Annotated in this window: 17 protein-coding genes; 6 read left to right on the top strand and 11 right to left on the bottom strand. The window is 72.7% G+C overall.

The features are described from left to right. Positions 1–96 precede the first annotated feature (96 nt). The 4 genes from AB0O48_RS18395 to AB0O48_RS18380 all read left to right on the top strand — a co-directional run bounded on the left by AB0O48_RS18395 (position 97) and on the right by AB0O48_RS18380 (position 6,031). Positions 97–1,416 (top strand): ribonuclease D, encoded by a 1,320-nt coding sequence (locus AB0O48_RS18395; RefSeq protein ID WP_357247681.1) that lies wholly within the window; start codon positions 97–99, stop codon positions 1,414–1,416. A gap of 293 nt (positions 1,417–1,709) precedes the next feature. Beyond that, positions 1,710–2,906 (top strand): thiolase family protein, encoded by a 1,197-nt coding sequence (locus tag AB0O48_RS18390; RefSeq protein ID WP_357247678.1) that lies wholly within the window; start codon positions 1,710–1,712, stop codon positions 2,904–2,906. Then, positions 2,903–4,963, top strand: a complete 2,061-nt coding sequence (locus AB0O48_RS18385; RefSeq protein ID WP_365066945.1) for a 3-hydroxyacyl-CoA dehydrogenase NAD-binding domain-containing protein — start codon at positions 2,903–2,905, stop codon at positions 4,961–4,963. The genes AB0O48_RS18390 and AB0O48_RS18385 overlap by 4 nt, the downstream gene beginning before the upstream one ends. A gap of 171 nt (positions 4,964–5,134) precedes the next feature. Beyond that, complete coding sequence (locus AB0O48_RS18380) at positions 5,135–6,031, top strand: hypothetical protein (RefSeq protein ID WP_357247672.1); 897 nt, start codon at positions 5,135–5,137, stop codon at positions 6,029–6,031. A gap of 63 nt (positions 6,032–6,094) precedes the next feature. Here AB0O48_RS18380 and AB0O48_RS18375 read toward each other — a convergent pair whose 3' ends face one another. From AB0O48_RS18375 to AB0O48_RS18340, 8 genes are all read right to left on the bottom strand, one after another. After that, on the bottom strand, positions 6,095–6,598 hold the full coding sequence (locus tag AB0O48_RS18375) for a levansucrase (RefSeq protein WP_357247669.1): 504 nt from the start codon (positions 6,596–6,598) through the stop codon (positions 6,095–6,097). Between the two features lie 115 nt (positions 6,599–6,713). Continuing rightward, the gene (locus AB0O48_RS18370; RefSeq protein WP_357247667.1) at positions 6,714–7,133 is read right to left on the bottom strand and encodes a VOC family protein; all 420 of its coding nucleotides are present in this window, start codon (positions 7,131–7,133) and stop codon (positions 6,714–6,716) included. Then, entirely contained in the window at positions 7,130–7,537 is a 408-nt protein-coding gene (locus AB0O48_RS18365; protein WP_357247665.1) for a VOC family protein, read from the bottom strand. Before AB0O48_RS18365 ends, AB0O48_RS18370 begins: the two co-directional genes overlap by 4 nt. A 161-nt stretch (positions 7,538–7,698) precedes the next feature. After that, positions 7,699–8,874 (bottom strand): HAMP domain-containing sensor histidine kinase, encoded by a 1,176-nt coding sequence (locus AB0O48_RS18360; protein ID WP_357247662.1) that lies wholly within the window; start codon positions 8,872–8,874, stop codon positions 7,699–7,701. Further along, complete coding sequence (locus AB0O48_RS18355; protein ID WP_357247659.1) at positions 8,871–9,539, bottom strand: response regulator transcription factor; 669 nt, start codon at positions 9,537–9,539, stop codon at positions 8,871–8,873. The genes AB0O48_RS18360 and AB0O48_RS18355 overlap by 4 nt, the downstream gene beginning before the upstream one ends. Before the next feature lie 85 nt (positions 9,540–9,624). After that, positions 9,625–10,914: a PQQ-binding-like beta-propeller repeat protein gene (locus AB0O48_RS18350; RefSeq protein ID WP_365066938.1), complete on the bottom strand. Its 1,290-nt coding sequence runs from the start codon at positions 10,912–10,914 to the stop codon at positions 9,625–9,627. Beyond that, a complete protein-coding gene (locus tag AB0O48_RS18345; protein WP_365066935.1) occupies positions 10,911–12,194 on the bottom strand; it encodes a PQQ-binding-like beta-propeller repeat protein in 1,284 nt (427 codons plus the stop codon). The genes AB0O48_RS18350 and AB0O48_RS18345 overlap by 4 nt, the downstream gene beginning before the upstream one ends. Further along, positions 12,191–13,465, bottom strand: coding sequence for a PQQ-binding-like beta-propeller repeat protein (locus AB0O48_RS18340; protein WP_365066932.1), 1,275 nt, complete (start codon positions 13,463–13,465; stop codon positions 12,191–12,193). The genes AB0O48_RS18345 and AB0O48_RS18340 overlap by 4 nt, the downstream gene beginning before the upstream one ends. Positions 13,466–13,575: 110 nt before the next feature. On the opposite strand from AB0O48_RS18340, the gene AB0O48_RS18335 reads away from it, so the two are divergent. Next, positions 13,576–15,471 carry a hypothetical protein gene (locus AB0O48_RS18335; protein ID WP_365067262.1) on the top strand — a complete coding sequence of 632 codons (1,896 nt, stop codon included), beginning with the start codon at positions 13,576–13,578 and terminating at the stop codon, positions 15,469–15,471. Between the two features lie 36 nt (positions 15,472–15,507). Here the strand turns inward: AB0O48_RS18335 and AB0O48_RS18330 are convergent, their stop codons facing one another. Next, positions 15,508–17,562, bottom strand: coding sequence for a hypothetical protein (locus AB0O48_RS18330; protein WP_365066929.1), 2,055 nt, complete (start codon positions 17,560–17,562; stop codon positions 15,508–15,510). 155 nt (positions 17,563–17,717) lie between these two features. On the opposite strand from AB0O48_RS18330, the gene AB0O48_RS18325 reads away from it, so the two are divergent. Continuing rightward, positions 17,718–18,911, top strand: coding sequence for a hypothetical protein (locus AB0O48_RS18325; protein ID WP_357247645.1), 1,194 nt, complete (start codon positions 17,718–17,720; stop codon positions 18,909–18,911). 206 nt (positions 18,912–19,117) lie between these two features. On the opposite strand, the gene dxs is transcribed toward AB0O48_RS18325, so the two are convergent. Both dxs and AB0O48_RS18315 read right to left on the bottom strand, forming a co-directional pair. Next, entirely contained in the window at positions 19,118–21,064 is a 1,947-nt protein-coding gene (gene dxs, locus AB0O48_RS18320) for a 1-deoxy-D-xylulose-5-phosphate synthase (RefSeq protein ID WP_357247642.1), read from the bottom strand. A gap of 134 nt (positions 21,065–21,198) precedes the next feature. Continuing rightward, positions 21,199–22,422 carry a TRAM domain-containing protein gene (locus AB0O48_RS18315; RefSeq protein WP_357248054.1) on the bottom strand — a complete coding sequence of 408 codons (1,224 nt, stop codon included), beginning with the start codon at positions 22,420–22,422 and terminating at the stop codon, positions 21,199–21,201. Between the last annotated feature and the right edge of the window lie 46 nt (positions 22,423–22,468).

The following is a 22,468-nucleotide window of genomic DNA, read 5'->3' as shown; positions in this document are numbered from 1 at the left end:
GTGCGGGCAGTTGGCCGGGACACCTCGCGGACACCTGATCGACACACGCCGGACCGGCTGCACCCGCCGGTTCACCGCGCGCACTAGGGTTGGCAGGTGACCGACGAACCACCCCAGCGCCGTCGGCCCGCCGAAGAACTCCCGGGAAACGCACCCCAGCACCCGCCGTCGGCCCAGCCGCAGCCGGCGGACGACAGGGTCGACCCGACCGACGGTGGGCCCGTTCCGCTGATCGCCCCGCGTGACGGCACCCCCGATCCGGTGGCCGCCCCGGCCGAGCTCGCCGAGGTCGTGGCCCGCTTCGCGGCGGGCAGCGGCCCCGTCGCCCTGGACGCCGAGCGCGCCTCCGGCTACCGCTACAGCCAGCGCGCGTACCTGGTGCAACTGCGCCGGGCCGGCGCGGGTACGGCGCTGATCGACCCGCTGCCCCTGCCGGACCTCAGTGCGCTGGACGCGGCGATCGGGGATGCCGAGTGGGTGCTCCACGCGGCCAGCCAGGATCTGCCCTGCCTGGCCGAGGTGGGGCTGCGCCCGCGCCGACTGTTCGACACCGAGCTGGCAGCTCGGCTGGCCGGGTTCGAGCGCGTCGGGCTGGCCGCGCTGACCGAGCAGCTGCTCGGGTTCACCCTGGAGAAGCACCACTCGGCCGCCGACTGGTCGAGCCGACCGCTGCCCGAGTCGTGGCTGACGTACGCGGCTCTCGACGTGGAACTGCTCACCGACCTGCGCGACGCGCTCGACGCCGAGCTGACCCGACAGGGCAAGTCGGCCTGGGCCGCGGAGGAGTTCGCCGCGCTGGTCCGCACCGGGGCGCGCCCGCCGCGGGTCCGGGCGGAGCCCTGGCGGCGTACCTCCGGCATCCACCGGCTGCGCGGGGCGCGGGCGCAGGCTCGCGTCCGCTCGATGTGGTACGCCCGGGACCAGATCGCTTCCCGGCGGGACGCCGCGCCCGGTCGGGTGTTGCCCGACTCGGCGATCATCGCCGCCGCCGAGTTGGACCCGAAGGACGAGAAGACCCTGCTGACCCTGCCCGGTTTCGGCGGTCGGTCGGTCCGTCGGTTGGCCCGCACCTGGCTCGCCGCTCTCGACGACGCCCGGCAGTTGCCGGACGACTCGTTGCCGGTCTCCCCGACCGTGGAGGGTCCACCCCCGCCGCACCGCTGGGCCGAACGGGATCCGGTGGCGGCTGGTCGGCTCGCCCGTTGCCGGGAGGTGGTGATCCGCGTCGCCGGTGAGCACAACCTGCCGCCGGAGAACCTGATCACCCCGGATTCGGTGCGCCGGCTGGCCTGGACGCCGCCGGAGGACCTCACCGAGGAGACGGTCGCGGAGACCCTGCGCGGCCTCAACGCCCGCGAATGGCAGATCGGCCTCCTGAACCCCGACCTAACCGAAGCCCTAAACCCCACCCCCTAACCCCCGCCCCAATCCCACCCACCCATCACCCGCCCCCTGCGGTTGATCATGGAGTTGTTGCCACCGCGACCGGCGTGTCGTGACAACAACTCCGTGATCGACCGGGGAGTGGGGCGGGTGGGGGCCGGAGTGGGGTGGGTGGGGCCGGGTGTGGGGTGGGCCACAGGGGGACGTGGTACCACGGTGGTTACTGGCGAGTAGCATTCGGGGGAACGTGCCCGTGTCGGCGACCCTTGTCCGGTCCGGCGTGCCGCATGGCCGAAGGCCGAATCATGGTCGAATAGGAGGCTCAAGTGCCCCGTGAAGTTCGGGATGTCGTCTTTGTCGACGGTGTCCGTACCCCGTTCGGCAAGGCGGGTGGCATGTACGCCAACACCCGCGCCGACGACCTGGTGATCCGCTGCATCCGTGAACTGCTGCGCCGCAATCCGCAGCTGCCCCCGGAGCGGGTCGAGGAGGTCGCCATCGCGGCCACCACCCAGATCGGCGACCAGGGCCTCACCATCGGCCGTACCGCCGCCCTGCTGGCCGGTCTGCCCAAGACCGTTCCCGGCTTCGCCATCGACCGGATGTGCGCCGGCGCCATGACCGCGGTGACCACCGTGGCCAGCGGCATCGCCATGGGCGCGTACGACGTCGCCATCGCCGGCGGCGTCGAGCACATGGGACACCACCCGATGGGCGAGGGCGTCGACCCCAACCCGCGCATCATCGCGGAGAAGCTGGTCGACCCGTCCGCGCTGGTCATGGGCGCCACCGCGGAGAACCTGCACGACCTGGTCCCGCACATCACCAAGGCACGCACCGACGCGTTCGCGCTCGCCTCGCAGCAGAAGACCGCGAAGGCGTACGCCAACGGCAAGCTCCAGGACGACCTGGTGCCGATGTCCATCCGCGACGAGGAGGGTGGCTGGGGCCTGGCGACGGTGGACGAGGCCCCGCGGGACACGTCGCTGGAGAAGCTCGCCACCCTGAAGACCCCGTTCCGCCCGCACGGCAAGGTCACCGCGGGCAACGCGGCCGGCCTGAACGACGGCGCCACCGCGAGCCTGCTCGCCGACGAGGCCACCGCCCGCGAGCTGGGCCTGCCGGTCGCCATGCGGCTGGTGTCGTTCGGTTTCGTCGGCGTGGAGCCGGAGGTGATGGGCGTCGGCCCGATCCCGTCGACGGAGAAGGCGCTGCGTCTCGCCGGGCTCAGCATCGACGACATCGGCCTGTTCGAGCTGAACGAGGCGTTCGCCGTGCAGGTGCTCGCCTTCCTCGACCACTTCGGCATCGCCGACGACGACGCGCGGGTCAACCCGTGGGGCGGCGCGATCGCCATCGGCCACCCCCTCGCCTCGTCGGGCGTACGGCTGATGACGCAGCTGGCCCGCCAGTTCGCCGAGCACCCCGAGGTCCGGTACGGCCTCACCGCGATGTGCATCGGCATCGGCATGGGCGGCACGGTCATCTGGGAGAACCCGCACTGGGAGGGTGGCAACAAGTGAAGACACCGAACGAGGTCGTCACCCGGGCGCTGCTGCGGCAGGTGAACGTACCGGGGCTGGACCGGCCCGCCGCCCTGATCACGTTGGACAACGGGCTCGACCACACCAAGCCGAACACGTTCGGTCCGGGTGGGTTGGCCAGCCTGGACGAGGCGATCACCGCCGCGCTCGCCGCCGACCTGGCGTTCATCGCGGTCACCGGCAAGCCGTACATCTTCTGTGTGGGCGCGGACATCGTCGGCCTGCCGCAACTCGCCGACCGCGCGCAGGCGCTGGAGATCGGCCGGCTCGGTCACCGGGTCTTCGCCCGACTCAAGGACAGCACGGTCCCCACCTTCGCGTTCGTCAACGGGGCGGCGATGGGCGGCGGGCTGGAGTTGGCGCTGCACTGCCACTACCGGACGCTGTCCGGCGGCGCGGCGGCCCTCGCGCTGCCCGAGGTCTCCCTCGGTCTGGTGCCCGGCTGGGGCGGCACCCAACTGCTGCCGAACCTGATCGGCATCCCCGCCGCGACCCAGGTGATCATCCAGAACCCGCTGATGCAGAACAAGATGCTCAAGCCGAAGCAGGCCGCCGAGCTGGGCATCGCGGACATCCTGCTGGAGCCGGCGGACTTCCTGGAGCGTTCCCTGGAGTGGGCCGCCGGCGTGGTCCGGGGTCAGGTCACCGTGACCCGGCCCGAGGTCGACAAGGACATGTGGGCGGGCGTGCTCTACTTCGCCCGAGAGACGCTGAACCAGCGGCTGCACGGCGCGGTCCCGGCCGCGTACAAGGCCCTCGACCTGCTGGAGACGGCGAAGGACGGCGACTTCGCCGCCGGCACCGCCGCCGAGGACGAGGCCCTCGCGGACCTGGTCTTCTCCGAGGAGTTGCGCAGCGGCCTGTACGCCTTCGACCTGGTGCAGCGGCGGGCCAAGCGACCGGCCGGGGCACCGGACAAGGGACTGGCCCGCACGATCACCAAGGTCGGCATCGTCGGCGCCGGCCTGATGGCCAGCCAGTTGGCGCTGCTGTTCGCCCGCCGCCTCCAGGTGCCGGTCGTCATGAGCGACCTGGACCAGTCCCGGGTGGACAAGGGCGTCGGCTACGTGCACACCCAGATCGAGAAGGCCGTCGTCAAGGGCCGGATGGACAAGGGCACCGCCGCCAAGCTGTACGGGCTGGTCAGCGGCACTGTCGACAAGAGCGCCTTCGCCGACGCCGACTTCGTCATCGAGGCGGTCTTCGAGGACCTGGGCGTCAAGAAGCAGGTCTGGGCCGAGCTGGAGAAGATCGTCTCCCCGGAGGCGGTGCTCGCCACCAACACCAGCTCGCTGTCGATCACCGAGATGGCCGCCGACCTGGAGCACCCGGAGCGGGTGGTCGGCTTCCACTTCTTCAACCCGGTGGCGGTGCTGCCGCTGCTGGAGATCGTCCGGGGTGAGCGCACCGACGACACCACCCTGGCCACCGCGTTCGCGGTCGGCAAGCAGCTCAAGAAGTCGAGCGTGCTGGTCAAGGACGCTCCGGCGTTCGTGGTGAACCGGCTGCTCACCCGCTTCCTGGGCACCGTCTTCGCCGCCGTCGACGCCGGCACCCCGCTGGACGTGGCGAACAGCGCACTGGACCCGCTGGGCCTGCCGATGCGCCCGCTCGCCCTGCTCCAGCTCGTCGGACCGGCCGTCGCGTACCACGTGGGCGGCACCCTGCACGCGGCGTACCCGGACCGGTTCGGGGTCAGCGAGAACCTCAGGCGGATCGCCGACTCCGGTCAGCCGATCGTGGTCGACGACCAGGTCAACGATGAGGTGGCCAAGCTGCTCGTCGTCGGTGACCAGCCGCTGACCGCCGAGCAGGTACGCCAGAACGCGCTCGACGCGCTCGCGCAGGAGATCCGGCTGATGCTGGACGAGGGCGTGGTCGCCGAGGCGCAGGACATCGACCTGTGCATGATCCTGGGCGCCGGGTGGCCGTTCCACCTGGGTGGCGTCACGCCGTACCTGGATCGGACCGGCACCTCCGAGCGGGTCACCGGTCAGCGGTTCCTGCCGCACGGGGCGGCGAGCCTGCCCGCCTGACGAGTCCACCGCGTCACCGTCGCGGTGGTCGGACCGTCCCTCGTGGACGGCCGACCACCGCGACCGTTTGTGATCAGCCGGTTGCCCGAGGGGGGCCGACGCGGGGGCATCGCCGGTTGCCGCACCGGGTTAGGATCACGCGCTTCGCACCCCCTGACTTGGAGCCAACTGATGTCTCAGCCGCCGGCCAACCCGTACGGCCCGCCGCACGATCCCGCCAACCAGCCCCAGCAGCCGGGGCAGCCGCAGTACCCGGGCCAGGCGCAGCAGCCCGGTGGGTGGCCGCAGCAGCCGGGCCAGCCCGGTGGGTGGCCGCAGCAGCCGAGCCAGCCGGGGCAGCCCGGTGGATGGCCCCAGCAGCCGGGCCAGCAGCAGTACCCGGGTCAGCCGCAGCAGCCCGGTGGGTGGCCGCCTCCGCAGCAGCAGGGGTTCCCACCCGCGCAGCCGGGTCAGCCGTACCTGCCCGGCGGCCCGCCCCCGGCGAAGAAGTCGAACGTCGGCAAGATCGTGCTCATCGTGCTGGCGGTGGTGCTGGTGCTCTGCCTGGGCGGGGCGGCGATCACCTGGTTCGCGATCCGGAAGGACGTCGGCGACGTCGTCGACGCCACCAAGACCCGGGTGGTCGCGCCGGCGACCCTCGCCGGCCGGCCGAAGCTCACCGACCCGCAGCTCCAGGCGGCCGCCGACGATCTGGTCACCAAGATGAAGGCCGAGGTGCAGAACGAGACCAGCACGGTCGGTGCGTTCTACGGCGACCCGACCAAGCAGGACATCGTCATGATCGCCGCGGTGTCCGGTCTGATGACGGACCCGAAGAAGGAACTGGACGACGCCGTCAACGGGCTCACCACCGAACTGACCGTGACCAACATGGCCGCGGTCGAGGCCGGCCCGCTCGGCGGCGACGCGAAGTGCGGGGACGGCAAGGCCGCCGGGAACATCCCGTTGGGTGTCTGCGTCTGGGCCGACCGGGGCAGCGTGGGCATGGTGGTGGTCTACTTCAAGACCGCCAAGCAGGTGGAGGCCGAGTTCGTCACCATCCGGGGCCAGATCGAGCAGCGCTCCTGAGCCGTGCGACGACCGGGGCCTCGCCCACCTCAGGGTGGCCGAGGCCCCGTGCCGTACTCCGGCTCAGACCACCGGGAAGTACGTGTTCAGCTTGTTCCGCAGGTGGGCCGCGTAGATGAAGCCGAGCACCGGGTTGCCGCGGTAGGCGCTGGCCGTGCCACTGCCGACCTCCACCGCCACCGGTCGGGCCACCGCGGCGAACTTCACCTGCTGGCCCCCCTGCGCCCACGCCGAGGCCGCCGGATCGACCTGGACACCGACCAGGGCGGGAAACACCGCCACGCCGGTCTGAAGGCCACGCAGCTGCCCCTTGCGGGCCAACACGTAGTCCATCGCCGTGGCGGTGAACCTCTGCAGGGCGTCCGCCGTGACAAGCGTCGCCGGTGCGGCGACCGTGAACAGGTGCAGCTTGGTCGCCATCCACCGCATCCGGAAGTCGCCCCGGTGACCGATCAGCACCGGTACGCCGCCCCAGTTCTCGGTCCACACCTCGCAGCGGTCAGACCGAAGCCGCTCCCCGGCCGCGGTGAGGTACGGCCGCACCGGCTCGGTCGTCTTCGTGTCCATCCGGCCACACATCCCTCATCCGACTGCCGTGGCCGTTCATCCAACACCACGGCGGAGTGGTTCCGCGGCCCCGGCCACCGCAGGGTGGCCGAGGCCCCGAACCGTACGCCGGCGATCAGGCCGGTTCGTTGTCTCCCGCCGCGGCCCGCGCCGCCGCTGCCGCCGCCCGCTCGTCAGCGTTGCCGAGTACGCAGAACTCGTTGCCCTCCGGGTCGGCGAGCACCACCCAACCCCCGCCGGTCGGGCCGACGTGATCGGCGACGAGCGTCGCGCCGATGCCGAGCAGCCGCTCGACCTCCTCGGCCCGGGTGCGGTCGGCGGGTTGCAGGTCCAGGTGCAGGCGGTTCTTCACCGTCTTGCCCTCGGGCACGGCGAGAAAGAGCACCTCCGGGCCGCCCGGCGGCAGGAGCATCGCCTCCGGGTCGCCGGGGAAGTCGTCGGGATGCCGGGGGCAGTCGAAGACCTGCGCCCAGAAGCCGGCCAGGGCGTACGTGTCGTGACAGTCGATGCTGATGTTGTGAATCGTCGAACTCACAGCTGGTCCTCCTCAGTGGTGGTGGCGACACGTTCCCCGACGCTGCGGACCACGCAGAACTCGTTGCCCTCCGGGTCGGCGAGCACCGCCCAGCCCGTACCGTCGGCGCGCCGTCGGTCGGTGACCAGGGTGGCCCCGAGGCCGAGCACCCGCTCGACCTCCTCGTCCCTGGTCCGGTCGACCGGTTCCAGGCAGATGTGCAGCCGGTTCTTGGTCACCTTGTCCTCCGGCACCTCTTGGAAGAACAGGTTCGGCGTGGTCTCGCCCGGCGGCAGCAGAGCCGCCTCCGGGTCACCCGGGAAGTCCTCCGAGTGCCGGGCGTACCCGAGCACGGCGGCCCAGAAGCCCGCCAGGGCGTACGTGTCGTGACAGTCGAAACTGATGTTGCGGATCCGTGGATACACGGGTGTTCCCTCCGTGTGGGATGGGACGCTCCGCTTCCGGGAGTCAGCCGGCGCAGACCCGGGGCGCGGAGTCATGATTGGTGGACATCGACGCACCCCCCTTCGCTTCTCGAGCTGACGGCGTGATCTTGCCACCGGTCGAACGCCGCGCGCAACCCCGGTCAGCCGGTCGTGACCGCCGCGCCGTTCACCGCCGGGGCGTCCGCCGACGGCAGGGTGACCGTCACCTCCAGGCCACCGCCGGGCTGGGCGATGACCCGTACCGTGCCGCCGTGCGCCGTGCAGACCGCCCGGACGATGGACAGCCCCAGGCCGGAGCCACGGGCGCCGGTGCGTTCCCGGCCACCGCGCCGGAACGGCTCGAACAGCCCCGGCACGTCGGCCTGGTCCACCTCGAACCCGGTGTTGCCCACGACCAGCCAGGACCGTTCGCCGTCGGTGCCGGTGCGCACCCAGAGCCGGCCGTGCAGGTGGTTGTAGCGAACCGCGTTCTCGATGAGGTTGCCGGCCAACCGGTCCAGCAGCCCCGGGTCACCGACGACCGGCGCGGGCTTCAACGACGTCTGCACCCGCAGGCCGATCCGCTCCACCTCGCGGCGCATCGCCGACAACGCGTTCGCGGTGCCCGCCGAGAGGTCACACTCGGTGCGCCGGCCCAGTTGCCGCCCGGCCTGGGCCTCGCTGCGGGCCAACACCAGCAGCGCGTCCACCAGGCCGTTGGCCCGCTCGGACGCGTCCCGGACGACCGTCGCCATCCGCCGGTACTCCGCGGCATCCGCGTCGTCGTCGCTGAGCGTCACGTCGATCTCGGTACGCATCACGGCCAGCGGAGTACGCAGTTCGTGCGAGGCGTTCGCCACGAAGCGCTTCTGCGCCTCGAACGCCGACGCGATCCGGTCCAGCATGGCGTCGAACGTCTTCGCCAACTCGGCCACCTCGTCGTCGGCGCCCGAGTAGCCGATCCGCTGGTCCAGGGTGGCCTCGCCGAGGCGCTGCGCGGTCGCGGTGACCTGGTGCAGTGGGCGCAGCGCCCGGCCCGCCACCGCGTACGCGCCGGCCACCCCGACCACGCTGATCGCCAACAGCGCGACCAGGCCCTTGGCCAGCAGTTCCCCGGACGCGGCGTCGACCAGGCGCCGCTGCCACTCGGCGGCGTCCATCCGCCCGCCGTCGGAGAGCAGGACCGTCGTGCCGGGCAACAGCTCGTCGGTGGGGCGCAGCGCGTCCCGGACCAACAGCCAGGCCAGCAGCACCAGGATCGCCCCCGCGCCGACCAGCAGCACCCCGTTGAGCAGGGTCAGCCGCAACCGCAGGGTGGGCCGGACCCGGCGGCTCACGCGCCCACCTCGGCCGTGCGGTAACCCGCGCCCACCACGGTCTCGATCAGCGGCGGGTCACCGAGCTTCTTGCGCAGCGTCATCACGGTGACGCGGACGATCGTGGTGAACGGGTCGGTGTTCGCGTCCCAGACCCGTTCCAGCAGTTCCTCACTGGAAACCACCGCGCCGCGGGCCTTGAGCAGCTCGCTGAGCACCCCGAACTCCTTGTTGGTCAGGTCGACCGGCACCCCGGCGCGGGTGGCCACCCGGCGGGCCGGGTCGAGCACCAGGTCGGCCAGTTCGAGCACCGGCGGCGCGGCCGGGGTGGCCCGCCGGCCCAGCGCCTGCACCCGGGCGACCAACTCGTCGAAGGCGAACGGTTTGGACAGGTAGTCGTCCGCGCCGAGCTGCAATCCCTCCACCCGGTCGGCCACCGTGCCGCTCGCGGTCAGCATCAGCACCCGGGTCAGCGCACCGGAGGCGGCCAGATCCGCGCAGATCTGGTCACCGTGCACGCCGGGCAGGTCGCGGTCCAGCACCACCACGTCGTACCGGGTGACGAACGCCGCCTCGTGGCCGGCGTCGCCGTCGTACGCGACGTCGACCGCCATCCCCCGTTTGCGCAACCCGCGCGCGATCGCGTCGGCGAGGTTGCGCTCGTCCTCCACCACCAGTACCCGCATCCCGGCCTCCTCGCTGCTGACCACCGACAACCTAGTGCCAGCCGGCAACCATCCTCCCTCGCCGCCCGCCCGGGCCAGCCGGTGATCAGTCGCGCAACTGCCAGATCTGGTACGGGCCGCCCGTGCCAGCGCAGAGCAGGTGGCCCGCGATCGCCTGGCACCGCCCGGTGGCGTCCGGCAGCAGGTCCGCGACGCGCGACGTCCCGGCGGAAACGTCCAACTCCCCGACCAGCACCCCGCCGTCGGGATGCGGGCGGACGCCGAGCAGCCGACCACTGCTGTCGAGCTGGTACAGCTCCCACCGACCCAGGTTGGCCACCTCCTGGCCGGTCCGCACGTCGACGACGAAGACGTCCCCCAGCGGATCGCTGCTGCGCGTGCTGGCCACCAGCTGACCGCCGGACGGCCAGGCCCACGCCCAGCGGTCGCTGCGCCAGCGCACCTCGCCGGTCGCGGGGTCGACCCCCCACAGCCCGCTGGAGCGGGTGCCCAGACACAGGACGGCGCCACAGCCCTGCACGAAATCGATCTCGCCGATCGTCGTGCTCCAGCGCCGGTCCAGCCGGTCCAGCCCGTACGCCGTGAGCGCGCCCGGTTGCCCGCCGGCGGTCAGCAGCAGGTCGTTCTCCACCTGCACGTACCCGAGTGGCCCGCCGTCGGGTGGCCGCAGGTCGGCGCGAGCACGCACCGCCCCGGTCAGCGCGTCGCGTACCTCGACCGGTCCGCGCACGTCGCTGAGCACCACCCGGTCCGCCTTCTCCCCGACGGGCTGCGCGGTGACGCCGGCGGTGGGGGTGCTCAGCTGCCAGCGCACCGTGCCACAGCAGGGGTCGACAACGCGCAGGCTGAGCGGCTGGTCCTCGCCGACGGACTGCAGCAGCACGTTGCCGTCAGCCAGCTCGAAGGAGCCGCCCGGCTGTTGCCAGCGGTACGCCCCGGTCGCGCGGTCCAGCGCCACGGTGAGGGTGTCCCGCGCGTCCGCACCGATCTCGTACCCGGTGAGCAGCAGGAGACCGTCCTTCGGCTGGATTCCCCAGAAGCGGGCCTTCCCGGGCAGCGGGGTGTCCCAGACCGGCTCGCCGTCGGACAGCCGGAAGGCGGCCAGCCGCCACTGCGGCGCCTGGACGGTGACCGGGTTGATCACCAGGACCAGGTCACCGTCGATCTGCACGTCGGCGCCCGCCTCGGCGGGCACCGTCACCACGGTCCGTCCCGGCGGCGGCGGCCCGGCGGCAGCGAGGGTGGCCAGCGCCAGCAGCAGGGCCAGCGCGCAGCGCAGCGGCCGGCCCTTGGCGCGGGGTGGGCGGGGCGACGGCGCCGGCTCCAGCTCCGGTCCGTGCCGCAGCTCGCCGAGGTCGATCACCGAGCCGCTCACCGGGACACCCGGAACAGCCGGTACGACCCGTCCACCAGCTGGCAGAGCAGGAGGCCGGCGGTGGCCTGGCAGTTGCCGGCGACGTCCGGAAACACGTCCAGTACGTGCGCCTCTCCGGCGCGGACGTCCAACTCCGCGACGACCATCCCGCCGTCCGGGTGCGGACGCGTGCCGATCAGCGGGCCGTCGAGGTTGACCATGGCCGGCTCCCACCGGCCCAGTTCGGCCACCTTCTCGCCGGTCGTCGGATCGAGTATGACGAGCGGCTGTGGAGGGTCGGCGACGGGCGCGGACACCAGCCGTCCGTCGTACGGCAGGACCCACCCCCAGCGGTCGCTGTGCCACCGCACCTGGCCGGTCGCGGGATCGACCCCCGACAGCTCGGCGCGATGTCGCTGCGAACACAGGACGGGACCGCAGTCCTCGATGACGTCGATCCGATCGGTGCCGGTGGTACTCCAGCGCCGCTCCAGCCGGTCCAGCCCGTACGCGGTGATCGTGGTCGGCGTCCCTTGGCTGGCCAGCAGGAGGTCGTTCACCACCTGCACGTACTCGTACGAGCCGCCCTCGGGTGGGCGCAGGTCGGCACGGGCCAGCTCCGCGCCGGTGATCGCGTCATGCACCTCGGTGTGTCCCGTCCTCCAGTGGAGCACTATCCGGTCCAATCCGCGGGCGTCCTGCCGGAGGCCGACGTACTCGGCGGCGTCGGTCAGCTGCCAGCGCACGGTGCCGCAGCACCTGTCGACCGCGCGCAGGGTGACCGGCTGGTCGTCCGCGCCGGACAGCAGCAACACGTTGCCGTCGGCCAGCAGGGTGGGGTGGCCCGGCTGCTGCCAGCGGTACGCCCCGGTCTCCCGGTCGAACGCCAGGGACTGGACGCCCTGCTCGGGCGACAGCACCTCGTAGACCGTGACCAGCAGGGTCCCGCCCGCCGACGTGATCGCCCAACTCCGGCCCTGCACCGGTACTGCGGCCTGCCAGAGCAATACGCCGTCGGGCAGCCGGAAGGCGCTCATCCGCCGCCGCGTCGGCTGCTCCGGGTCCGGGTCGAGCACCACGAACAGGTCGGCGGTTAGCAGCGTCTCGGCGGCGAGTTGCGCGGGCAACGTCACCGCGGCCGGGCGGGGTGGCGGCACCGCGGCGGAGACGAGCGTGGCCAGCACGAGCAGCAGGACCAGCGCGGAGCGCAACAGTCGACCGTTCGCGCGGGGCGGGCGGGGCAGCGGATCCGGATCCGGGCCGGCCCGGAGCTCACCGAGGTCGATCACCGGGTCGGTCACTGCCCCAACCGCCACAGCGCGGTCGAGCCGTCGAGACGCTGGCAGAGCAGGATCGGTAGCGACGCCTGGCAACTGCCCGCGATGTCCGGCAGCACGTCGAGGATTCGCGCCTGGCCGGCCGGCAGGTCCAGGGCGGCGACGACCAGCCGGCCGTCGTCGCCGTGCCGCAGCCCGACCAGCGGATCGTCCAGCCGGAGCACCTGCATCAGGTCCCACTCACCCAGCTCGGTGCGCGTTCGCCCGGTCGCCGCGTCGCGCACCGCGTACTGCCGCCCGAAGCCGGCCATCAGCAGATGGCCGCCGCGTACGTCGGCCAGCAACTCCCTGCCCGGGTCCGACCAGCGCACCACGCCGGTGGCCGGATCGAGGACCCGGAGGCTGCCGTCCTGCCCCGACACGCAGAGCAGGTCGGCACAACCGACCACGAAGGACACCGGAGACACCTGCGCCGTCCACCGCTGCTCCAACCCGGCCAACTCGTAGGCCACCACCATCGGGACGTCCCCGGGGGTGAGAAGCAGCAGCAGATCGTCGACGACCTGGACCCGCTGGAACACCGATCGGTCGCCGGGCAACGTGTCCACGCTGCGCAGCAGGCGGCCGCTGTCGGCGTCGTGCACCTGAACCTCGCCGGTGGGCTGCACCAGCACGAACCTGTCGACCCGACCGTCGATCACGTGGTAGCCGGGGCCGGAGGGCGACAGCAGGGGCACCGACCAGAGAACCCGACCGGTGTCGGGGTCGATCCCGCTCATCCCGTCCACCCCGTTCTGGCGGACCTCGGTCAGCAGCAGCCCGCCGCCGGCGATCGGTACGGGGGAACCACGACGCTGCCACCGCTGCTGGCCCGTCTCGGCGTCGAAGGCGGTGGTCTCGATCACCCCGTCCTCGGCATCGACCCCAGTGAGCAGCACCAGCCCTCGCTCGATCCGGACGCCGAGGTAGTCATCGCCGTGGGGCACCGGTGCCCGCCACCGCACACCGGCGCCGTTCGGTGCCGGCCGGGTGTACGCGGTCAGGTGCCGGTCCTGTTCGGCGGTCGGGGGGTCGATGACGATGACGCCGTCCGCGATGAGGAAGACGATGTCCGCCCGCGACGTCGGCACCACGGTCATCGTCCGTTCCGGCTGCGGTGTCGCGCCGGCCGGCAGCAGCAGGGCGAGCAGCAGCACGGCGGCGCCGCGCAACGGGCGGCCGGCGGCGCGGGGCCGGCGGACCGGCGGACCGGTGGTCGACTCGTCCCCGATCTCACCCAGCTCGATGATCGACAACGACCATCCTCCCCGTGCTGGCCGGCGAGTGACGTCCGGCAAACCGACCGTGAGTGCACCGGCCCGGCAAAAGCGACGGACCCGCGCCTGTACGATGGCGCGTCGTGGCTGTGCCGGTGGTAGACCCTTCGCTGAATCCCGTTACCGACGTCGACCCGGCCGAGGTCGAGCCGACACGGCGGTCTCGCCGCCGCCCGGCCCGAGCCGACCTGTTGGCCCTCGGAGCCTATGTGCTGCTGGGCGTCTTCGTCTGCCTCAACTACTGGGGTGACGTCACCGGCCGGGTCTCCTCGCACCTGCCCACCGACCACAGCTGGTTCGAGTGGTTGTTCGCGCATGGCGCGTACTCGGTGCGGCACCTGGAGAACCCGCTGTTCACGGCCCGGCAGAACGCCCCGGACGGCGTGAACATGATGGCCAACACCTCACTGCTCGGGGTGACCCTGCCGCTGGCCCCGCTGACCCTGCTGCTCGGCCCCCAGGTGATGTACGCGCTCTATCTGGGTGCGGCGCTGGCGGCCACCGCCGGCACCGGGTACTGGATGCTCTCCCGCCACCTGGTGCGCTCCCGGGCGGCGGCCTTCGTCGGCGGCGCGTTCCTCGGCTTCGCGCCGGGAATCATCCACCACGCCAACGGTCAGCCCAACTTCGTGTCCAACTTCCTGTTGCCGCTGATCGTGGTGCGGGTGCTGCGCCTCGGCGAGCCGGGCCGGTGGCGGCGCAACGGGCTGGTGCTCGGCGCACTGGTGACGTACCAGATCTTCATCAACGAGGAGATGCTGCTGCTCACCGCGCTGGCCTGCCTGGTCGTCGTGCTGGCGTACGTCGTGCAGCGGCCGCGCGCCGCCTGGGCGGCCGCCGGCACGTTCGCGGCCGGGCTCGGGGTCGCCGGCGGGCTGGCCCTGGTGCTCGCGGCGTACCCGATCTGGTTCCAGTTCAACGGCCCGCAGTCCTACCGGGGCCTGCAGGGTGGCGTCTTCCACAACTGGGGCGAGGACCTGATGGCCTTCGTCACCTTCGCAAGGGACACCTGGGCCGGTGACCCGGCGGTGGAGCAGACGATCGGGCTGACCGAGCAGAACACCTGGTTCGGCTGGCCGTTGGTGCTGCTCTCGCTGGTGTCCCTGGTGCTGCTCGTGCGTCGGTCGCTGGCCACCCGGATCGTCGCGGTGCTGATCGTGGTGTTCACCGTGGCCGCGATCGGGCCGATGGTGCGCTTCGACGGTGTGGAGACCACCGTGCGTGGCCCGTGGTCGTACGTGCCGGACGACCTGCCACTTGTCGAGATGATGATGCCGACCCGGCTGACGCTCGTGGTCGCCGCCGCGGTGGGCGTACTGCTCGCGTTGACCTGGGACGCCGCGCACCGCCAGGGGCGCGCGGTGGCCGACCCCGCGCGGGTGCCGGCCCAGCGCGTCGACGAGCCGACCCCGGCGACGTCCGACGACCCGGCCGCTCCCGCGCCGGTCGCGGCACGCCGTCGGTGGCTGCGCCCAGTGGGGTACGCGGCGGTCACCCTCGCCGTGCTGCCGCTGCTGCCCCGGCCGCTGCCCGCCCAGCAGATCGAACCGCCACCGCACTTCATCACCGCGGGCGGCTGGCGACCGTACGTGCCGGCGGGCCGGACCCTGGTGCCGGTGCCGATCCCGAGCAACGTGCACGGCCTGCCGACGCTGCGCTGGAGCGCCCTGACCGGGCAGGAGTTCCCCGTCCCGGGCGGCTACTTCATCGGGCCGAATGAGCTGGGCGAGGGGGTCTTCGGCGCGCCGAACCGGCCCACCAGCACCCTCATCTACTCCACCATGGACAAGGACGCGGTGCCGGCGCTCACCGACGAGAACCGTCGCCAGGCCGTCGAGGACCTGCGGTTCTGGCGGGCGTCGGTGGTGGTGCTCGGGGCGCATCCGCGCGAGGCGGTGCTGCGCGACCTGGTCACCGGCCTGATCGGGCCGCCGCAGCGGGTCGACGACGTCTGGGTCTGGGACGTCCGCGCCCTGGTGGGTTGATCAGTCGACCTGGTCCCGACGTCGTTCCGGTGGTCCTCAGACCGAGCGGTCGGTGAGCGCTCGCACGTCCCAGACCCAGACGTCCAGCTCCTGGCGACCCGGACCAACCAACTCCTCGACCGTCCGCCGCAGCGGCTCGGCGTTCTGCTGTCGCAACGGCAGCACCAGGATCGCCGCCCGCCAGTGCCGCAGCTCGTCGGCGAAACGACGACGCTGCCGGTCGTCGAGCTTCGGCGTACGGCCGGTCGTCGCCACCTCCTCCAGCATCTGGCCCACCCCGCTGGGTCGGCCGCCGAACCGGCCGGCGTCACCGGTGTTGCCGTTGCGGGGGGCGAGGAAGTAACCGCCGGGGATCTTGAAGTCGAGGTTGGTGGCCGCCGCCCAGCGCATGCCGTGTGTGTTGCCCATGCTGGGCACCGGGATCGGCACCAGCGTCTGGTCGGGCCCGACGTACGCCCGCCAACGGTCGGCGGTGATGAAGTCCGGCACCGGTGGCCGGGAGACCATCCGCAGCGGCATCGGGGCGATCGGCAGCAGGGCGAACGCCAGGCCCGCCGCGGTGAGCGTCCGCACGGTACGCCGGTCGGCGGGACGCAACGCCCAGGCCCGTTCGACGGCGAGCGCGAGCAGCAGACCGACCACCACGCTGGTGATCAGACCGAATCGGGTCGGCACCACCGCGTCCAGCAGCGGCAGCTGGACCAGCAACTGCCACGGCCCGGTGACCAGCTCCCGATCCCACCAGGAGACCCGCTCCCCGAGCGAGAGGACGGCGAAGAGCACGCCCGTCGCCGCGAGCGCCCGGACGATCAGTTCCCGGCGCAGCCAGACCACGATGCCGATGGCGATCAGCGACAGGCTCCAGCCGAAGAAGGCGTTCTCCTCGGAGTAGTTCGGCGCGAGGTTGATGTTGGCGCGCTGGTTGCCGCCGAGGGTGGGCGAGCCCTGTGCGAAGAAGGCGGCGATGTCGTTGCCGTAGTCCTTCACCGCGTCGCTGAGCCCGTGGTAGGCCATCGGCCCGGCGAACTGCACGTACAGGGGGTACGCCAGCAGTGCCCCGGCCAGCAGTGCGCAGGTCACCACACCGGCGCCCAGGGGCCGCCAGGCGGCCCGCCAGCGGGCCGGCTCCTGCACGAGGACCGCCAGCAGGAAGACGCCGCACGCCAGCGCCGTGAAGAGCAGGATCTCCTCGTTGATGAACGCCTGCACCGCGACCAGCAGGGCGAGCAGCGCGCCGTCCCGGACCGGCCGGGTCGAGCGGGTGAGCACCAGCACCCGCCAGATGATGAACGGCAGCAGGAACTGGCTGATGATGTTCGGGTGCCAACTGGCGTGCGAGAGCATCGCGGGTGAGAAGCCGCAGAACCAGCCGCCGGCCGCCGCCGCGAGCGGGGTGCGCACCAGGTGGCGGGAGAGCATGAGGTACCAGGCCATGGCGGTGCCGGCGAGGCCGAGCGTCACCAGCACCACGAAGGAGACCGCCGGCCCGAACAACAGCGTCACCGGGACCATCGGGATGCCCAGCGCCAGCACGGCCGTGTTGGCCATCAGGTTGACGCCGTCGGGGTAGTTGAACTGCTCGGTGTAGAACGGGTACTCGCCGTGCAGCACCACGCGTACCGAGTGGGCGAGGAAGAACTGCACCTGGGCCGGGTCACCGGTGTAGAGCGAGGCCACCCGACCGGACGGGTCGAGCCAGATCCGGCTGGTCACCCAGAGCGCGGCGAGCAGGAACAGCCCGCCCACCGCCAGGTGCTGCCGGCGCCGCGTCCACCCACGCCACCACGCCCGCGACGGTACGGCCGCCGCGCTCTCCCCGGACTCGTCCGGCGCGTCGGTCTCCGCCGGCGCCGGCACGACGGTCTCCGCCGGCGGCGCGGCCGCCTCAGCCGGAGCCGGCGCGGCGGTCTCGGCGGGGGTGGTGCGGGTGGGGGCGGTCGCGCGCGCCTCGGCCGGCGCGGCGGAGGCGCTGGTCAACGCGGCGGGGCCGGCGAACTGGCCGACCGGAGTGCGATAGCTCACCATCTCGCCGGAGCCGGCTGCCGACTCCGGGTGCGGCGCGGGCAGGGCGCGGGACTCGGCAGGCGTCACAGTCGGCGGAGTCTACCGGAGTAACCAAAACGCACTAAAGCCCCGGTGGCGTCCACTGTAGGTGGTCCGGCGGCGACCACCTGAGGTCCGGCACCGGACATCTCGTACTATGGCGCTTTCCGACAGCGACGGCGAGGCGATCGGGGGCGGGCCAGGTGACTCCAGGCCGTCGGTACGGCAGGACGCTCGCCGTCCTGCTGAGTGCGCTGTTGGTCAGCACGGCATGCGGTCCGGTCGCGGATCGCAAGCCACAGGACCTGCGGGTCGGGTACGACAGCCTGGATGGCACGCTGGCGGTGTGGCCGCCGCGCGGCGATCTCTCGGGCGACGGCACGGCGACGGCAGCGGTCACCGACGCCGTTCGTGACTGGCGGTCGCCGGCCGATGACCGCGCGCACCTACCCACGTCCGGCATCCTGTTCTCCGGCCGGGTCGATGGTGCCCCGACGGCGATCGTGGCCGCCGACGTGCCCGGCGAGAGCGCCTCCTGGCTGCTGCAACTCACCCGCGACGGCGATCGGTACGCGGTGACCCGTGCCACCGAGTACACCGACCCGGGTTATCTCGTCTACTCCGACGTACTGCCGGTGCAGACCGCCGGCGGCCGGCGCTACCTGATCTCCGCCCGGGTGCAGACCCTGGTCGGACCACAGGATCGGACGCTCACCGTCGCGGACGGCCTCAGCGCACCTGTCGACGTGCCGGCCTGCACGGCTGTCGCGGTGACCGCGACCCTCCGAACCACCGAGTCGTTGCCGCGCGGGCGGGCCGCCGACCGGCTGCTGGATCTGGGCACCGGCACCGTCGATCCGCGCTATCCCCTGGTCCGGGACGAGTCCGGCACGGGACGGCGGGCGCTGACCGGGCTGGACACCTGTGTGCTGGCCGGCGACCGGGGTCCGTTCGGCAGCATTCCGCGCCGGATCGGCGACCGGGACGCCCCGCGCTCGGTGCCGACGTCCTGGCCGATGGCGAAACTCACGGTCCGCTCGCTGGGCGAGGTCGCCCTCGGAGGTGGCGCGGCGGCGGAGTTGCAGCAGCTCAACTGGGATACCGACGCCGGCGCGATGACCGCCGTGATCTACCGACCGGCCGACGGCGGCGCACCCGTCGTCTCACCCGCGGACCGGGCCACCCCGCTGCAGGCGTACCAACTGCCCGTACCCGGTCAGCCGCTGGTGGTGCTCAGTTGGCGGGCCACCCGGGACAGCTCCCTGTCCGTCCCGCCGGGCACTCCGCTGCTGGTCGAGCGCCCCGGCCTGGCGGTCATCCCCAGCCCGTCCCGCTCCCAGACCTACAGCCTCGCCAACTCCGACAAGACCCACTACCGCTCGGTAAAACCCCGCTGACCCACCCCCCCGTCCCCGCCCCACCCTGGTCCCCGCTCCACCGCGGCGATCTTGCGTTTTCTGCCCCGACAAATAGCCGCAAAGCGCGCCTTACGGCGACCGAAAGTGCAAGATCGGCGCGGCACAGGGCCGGGCAGCGCGGCACAGGGTGCGACGACGCGGCGGGCGGTCCCGGAGGGCCGCCCGCCGCTGGTGTCGCGAGGTGGTCAGTTCTGCGCGGCCGCGTCGCTGGGGGTGAGGCGGTCCGGGGTGGCGTCCAGGCCGGAGATCCAGCCGGTGACGTTGCGGGCCACGTCCTGGGCGGTCAGGCCCAGGTCGGCGAGGATCTGCGCGCGGGTGCCGTGCGGGTGCCAGTCGGCCGGTACGCCCAGGTCCTTGAGCGGCACCCGGACGTCGGCGTCGCGCATCGCCTGGCCGAGCGCGTCGCCCACCCCGCCGACCCGGACGCCGTCCTCGACGCTCACCACCAGCCGGTGACGGGCGGCCAGGTCGACCAGTTCCGCCGGGACCGGACGCACCCAGCGGGGGTCGACGACGGTGACCCCGTAACCCTGCTCGGCGACCCGGGCGGCGACCTCCATGCCCAACTGGCCGAAGGAGCCGACGGCGACGAGCAGCACGTCGGTACGGGCGGACTCGGCCAGCACGTCGACAGTGCCGACCCGACGCAGCGCCGGCAGGTCCGCGGCGACCGCGCCGGTCGGGAAACGCACCACGGTCGGGCCGTCGTCGACGGCGAGCGCCTCACGCAGCTCCTCGCGGAGCGTGGCGGCGTCCCGGGGAGCGGCGATCCGCAGGCCGGGCACCACCCCGAAGACGGACATGTCCCAGATGCCGTAGTGGCTGGGGCCGTCCGGGCCGGTGATGCCCGCGCGGTCCAGCACGAAGGTCACCGGCAGCTTGTGCATCGCCACGTCCAGCAGGACCTGGTCGAAGGCGCGGTTGAGGAAGGTGGCGTAGACCGCGACCACCGGGTGGAGGCCGCCGAGGGCCAGCCCGGCCGCCGAGGTGGCGGCGTGCTGCTCGGCGATGCCCACGTCGTACACCCGCTCGGGGTACTTACGGGCCAGCTTGGCGATGCCGGTCGGCTCGGCCATCGCGGCGGTGATGCCCACCACGTCCGGGCGCTCGTCGGCGATGGCCAGCAGCTCGTCGGCGAAGACGTGCGTCCACTTCACCGACGGGGCGGCCAGCAGCGCGCCGGTCTCGACGTCGAAGGCGCTGCCGGGGCCGTGCAGGCAGTCGGCCTCGTCCTCCTCGGCCGGGCGGTAGCCGTAGCCCTTGCGGGTGACCGCGTGCACGATCACCGGGCCGCCGAAGTTCTTGGCCGCGCGCAGCGCCGCCTCGACCGCCGCCACGTCGTGCCCGTCCACCGGACCCACGTACTTGATGCCGAGGTCCTCGAACATGGCCTGCGGGGCGACCGCGTCCTTGATGCCCTTCTTGACCGCGTGCAGCACCTCGTACATCGGCTTGCCGACCAGCGGCGTGGAGCCGAGGGCGTCCTTGACCGTGTCGAGGACCTTCTCGTAGCCGGGGTTGAGCCGCAGCGAGGAGAGGTGGTCGGCCAGCCCGCCGATGGTCGGCGAGTAGGAACGGCCGTTGTCGTTGACCACGATCACGAGGGAGTTGCCGGCGGTGGCGATGTTGTTCAGCGCCTCCCAGCACATGCCGCCGGTCAGCGCGCCGTCGCCGACCACGGCCACGACGCTGCGGGCCTCGCCCCGCAGGGCGTACGCCTTGGCCAGGCCGTCGGCGTAGGACAGCGCGGTGGAGGCGTGCGAGTTCTCGATGAGGTCGTGCTCGCTCTCCGCCTGGCTGGGGTAGCCGGAGAGGCCACCGCGCTGGCGGAGCTTGTCGAAGCCGGCCTGGCGGCCGGTGAGGATCTTGTGCACGTACGACTGGTGACCGGTGTCGAACAGGAGCCGGTCGCGGGGGGAGTCGAAGACGCGGTGCATGGCCAGCGTCAGCTCGACCACACCGAGGTTGGGCCCGACGTGCCCGCCGGTGCGGGAGACCTTGGCGATCAGGAAGTCACGGATCTCGGCGGCGAGGACGTCCAGTTCCTCACCGGACATCCGCTTGACGTCCTGCGGACCGCGGACCGTCCCCAGCAACCGGCCGTGGTTGGCCGTGTCCTCTTCAACACTCATGACCGGAGAGTCTATCGGCCGCCCGGCACTCCGCAGCCTGGGCCGAGTGGCCCGAGCCGCGCGGGTGGGCTGAGCGCCTGGTCAGAGCCGGATCCGCCGCCGCCGCCGGAGGACCGGAGTACGAGGATCGCCGGTCAGCGCTCGACCGGAGGCAGCAGCAGTCCGACGCACTCGACGTGCTGCGTCATCGGGAAGAGGTCGAAGCCCCGCAGCGCCGCCAGCCGCCAACCCATCTCGGTGAAGGTGCGCACGTCCCGGGCGAAGGCCGCCGGGTCACAGGCCACGTACGCGACCGCCCGTGGGCCGGCGGCGACGACGTCCCGCACCACCTGGGCGCCCGCGCCGGAGCGCGGCGGGTCGAGCACCACCACGTCGACCGGGCCGGTGATCCGTCGACGGGTGAGCGCGGTCTCCACCCGGGCCGCCACCACCTCGACCTGGGGCAGATCGGCCAGGTTGGCGCGGGCCGCGTCCACCCCGTCCCGGCTCGACTCGACAAGGGTGATCCGGGCAGCGCCGACCCGGCCGGCGAGGGCGGCGGCGAACAGCCCCGCGCCGCCGTAGAGGTCCCACGCGGTCTCGCCCGGCCGCGGGTCCAGCAGCTCCAGCACCGCCGTGCAGAGGGTGTCCGCCGCGGCCGGGTGCACCTGCCAGAACCCGGACGCGGGCAGCGCCCAGTCCCGGCCGGCGGCCACCTCGCGGACCTCGGTCGGGCCACTGACCGGGGTGGGCACCCCGTCGCGGACCGCGGTGACTGTCACGTCCCCGCCGGTGCTGGCGACGGTCTCCACCGCCTCGGCGGCCGTCCAGCGTTCGGCGAGCACCGGCAGCCGCTGGATGGCCGGGTGGGCGATCCGGCACCTGTCGATCGGCACCACCTCGTGCGAACGGTGTTTGAGCAGGCCGGCCCGGTCCGCGGCGTCCACGGCGTAGCGGACCCGGGAACGCCAGCCCAGCAGCCCGCCGGGCAGCGCCTCGACCCGGACGCCGAGTTGGTCCAGCTCGGCGTCGGTCAGCCCACCCAGGCGGGTCAACTGTTCGCGCACCACCGCGGTCTTCCAGGCCAGTTGCGCCTCCGGGGCGACGTGTTGCAGGTCGCAGCCGCCGCACGCACCCGGCTTCGCGTACGGGCAGGGCGGCTCGACCCGGTCCGGTGAGGCTTCCAGCACGCTCACCGCGTCGGCCCGGACGAACCCCCGGTGCACCTCGGTGACCTCCGCGATGACCCTTTCGCCGGGCAGCGCGTGCCGGACGAAGACCACCTGCCCGTCCACCCGGGCCACGCAGTGCCCGCCGGGGGCGACGGCGTCGACCGTCAGCTCGACCCGTTCCGCCTCGGCCAGGCCACGCTCAAGCACCGACGGCACCGACGGCACCGACGGCGGGTTGGCCGGGGTGGCGGGC

It is taken from the genome of Micromonospora sp. NPDC085948, assembly GCF_040686315.1.
Classification (GTDB): domain Bacteria; phylum Actinomycetota; class Actinomycetes; order Mycobacteriales; family Micromonosporaceae; genus Micromonospora.
The sequence above is the reverse complement of the archived record's forward strand: the minus strand, read 5'-3'. Positions and strand labels throughout refer to the sequence as shown.

Bases quoted from the DNA above. Each gene is read 5' to 3' on its own strand.
- AB0O48_RS18380 (WP_357247672.1), top strand. From the start codon at position 5,135: ATGTCTCAGCCGCCGGCCAACCCGTACGGCCCGCCGCACGATCCCGCC.
- AB0O48_RS18375 (WP_357247669.1), bottom strand. From the start codon at position 6,598: ATGGACACGAAGACGACCGAGCCGGTGCGGCCGTACCTCACCGCGGCC.
- AB0O48_RS18355 (WP_357247659.1), bottom strand. From the start codon at position 9,539: ATGCGGGTACTGGTGGTGGAGGACGAGCGCAACCTCGCCGACGCGATC.
- dxs (WP_357247642.1), bottom strand. From the start codon at position 21,064: ATGAGTGTTGAAGAGGACACGGCCAACCACGGCCGGTTGCTGGGGACG.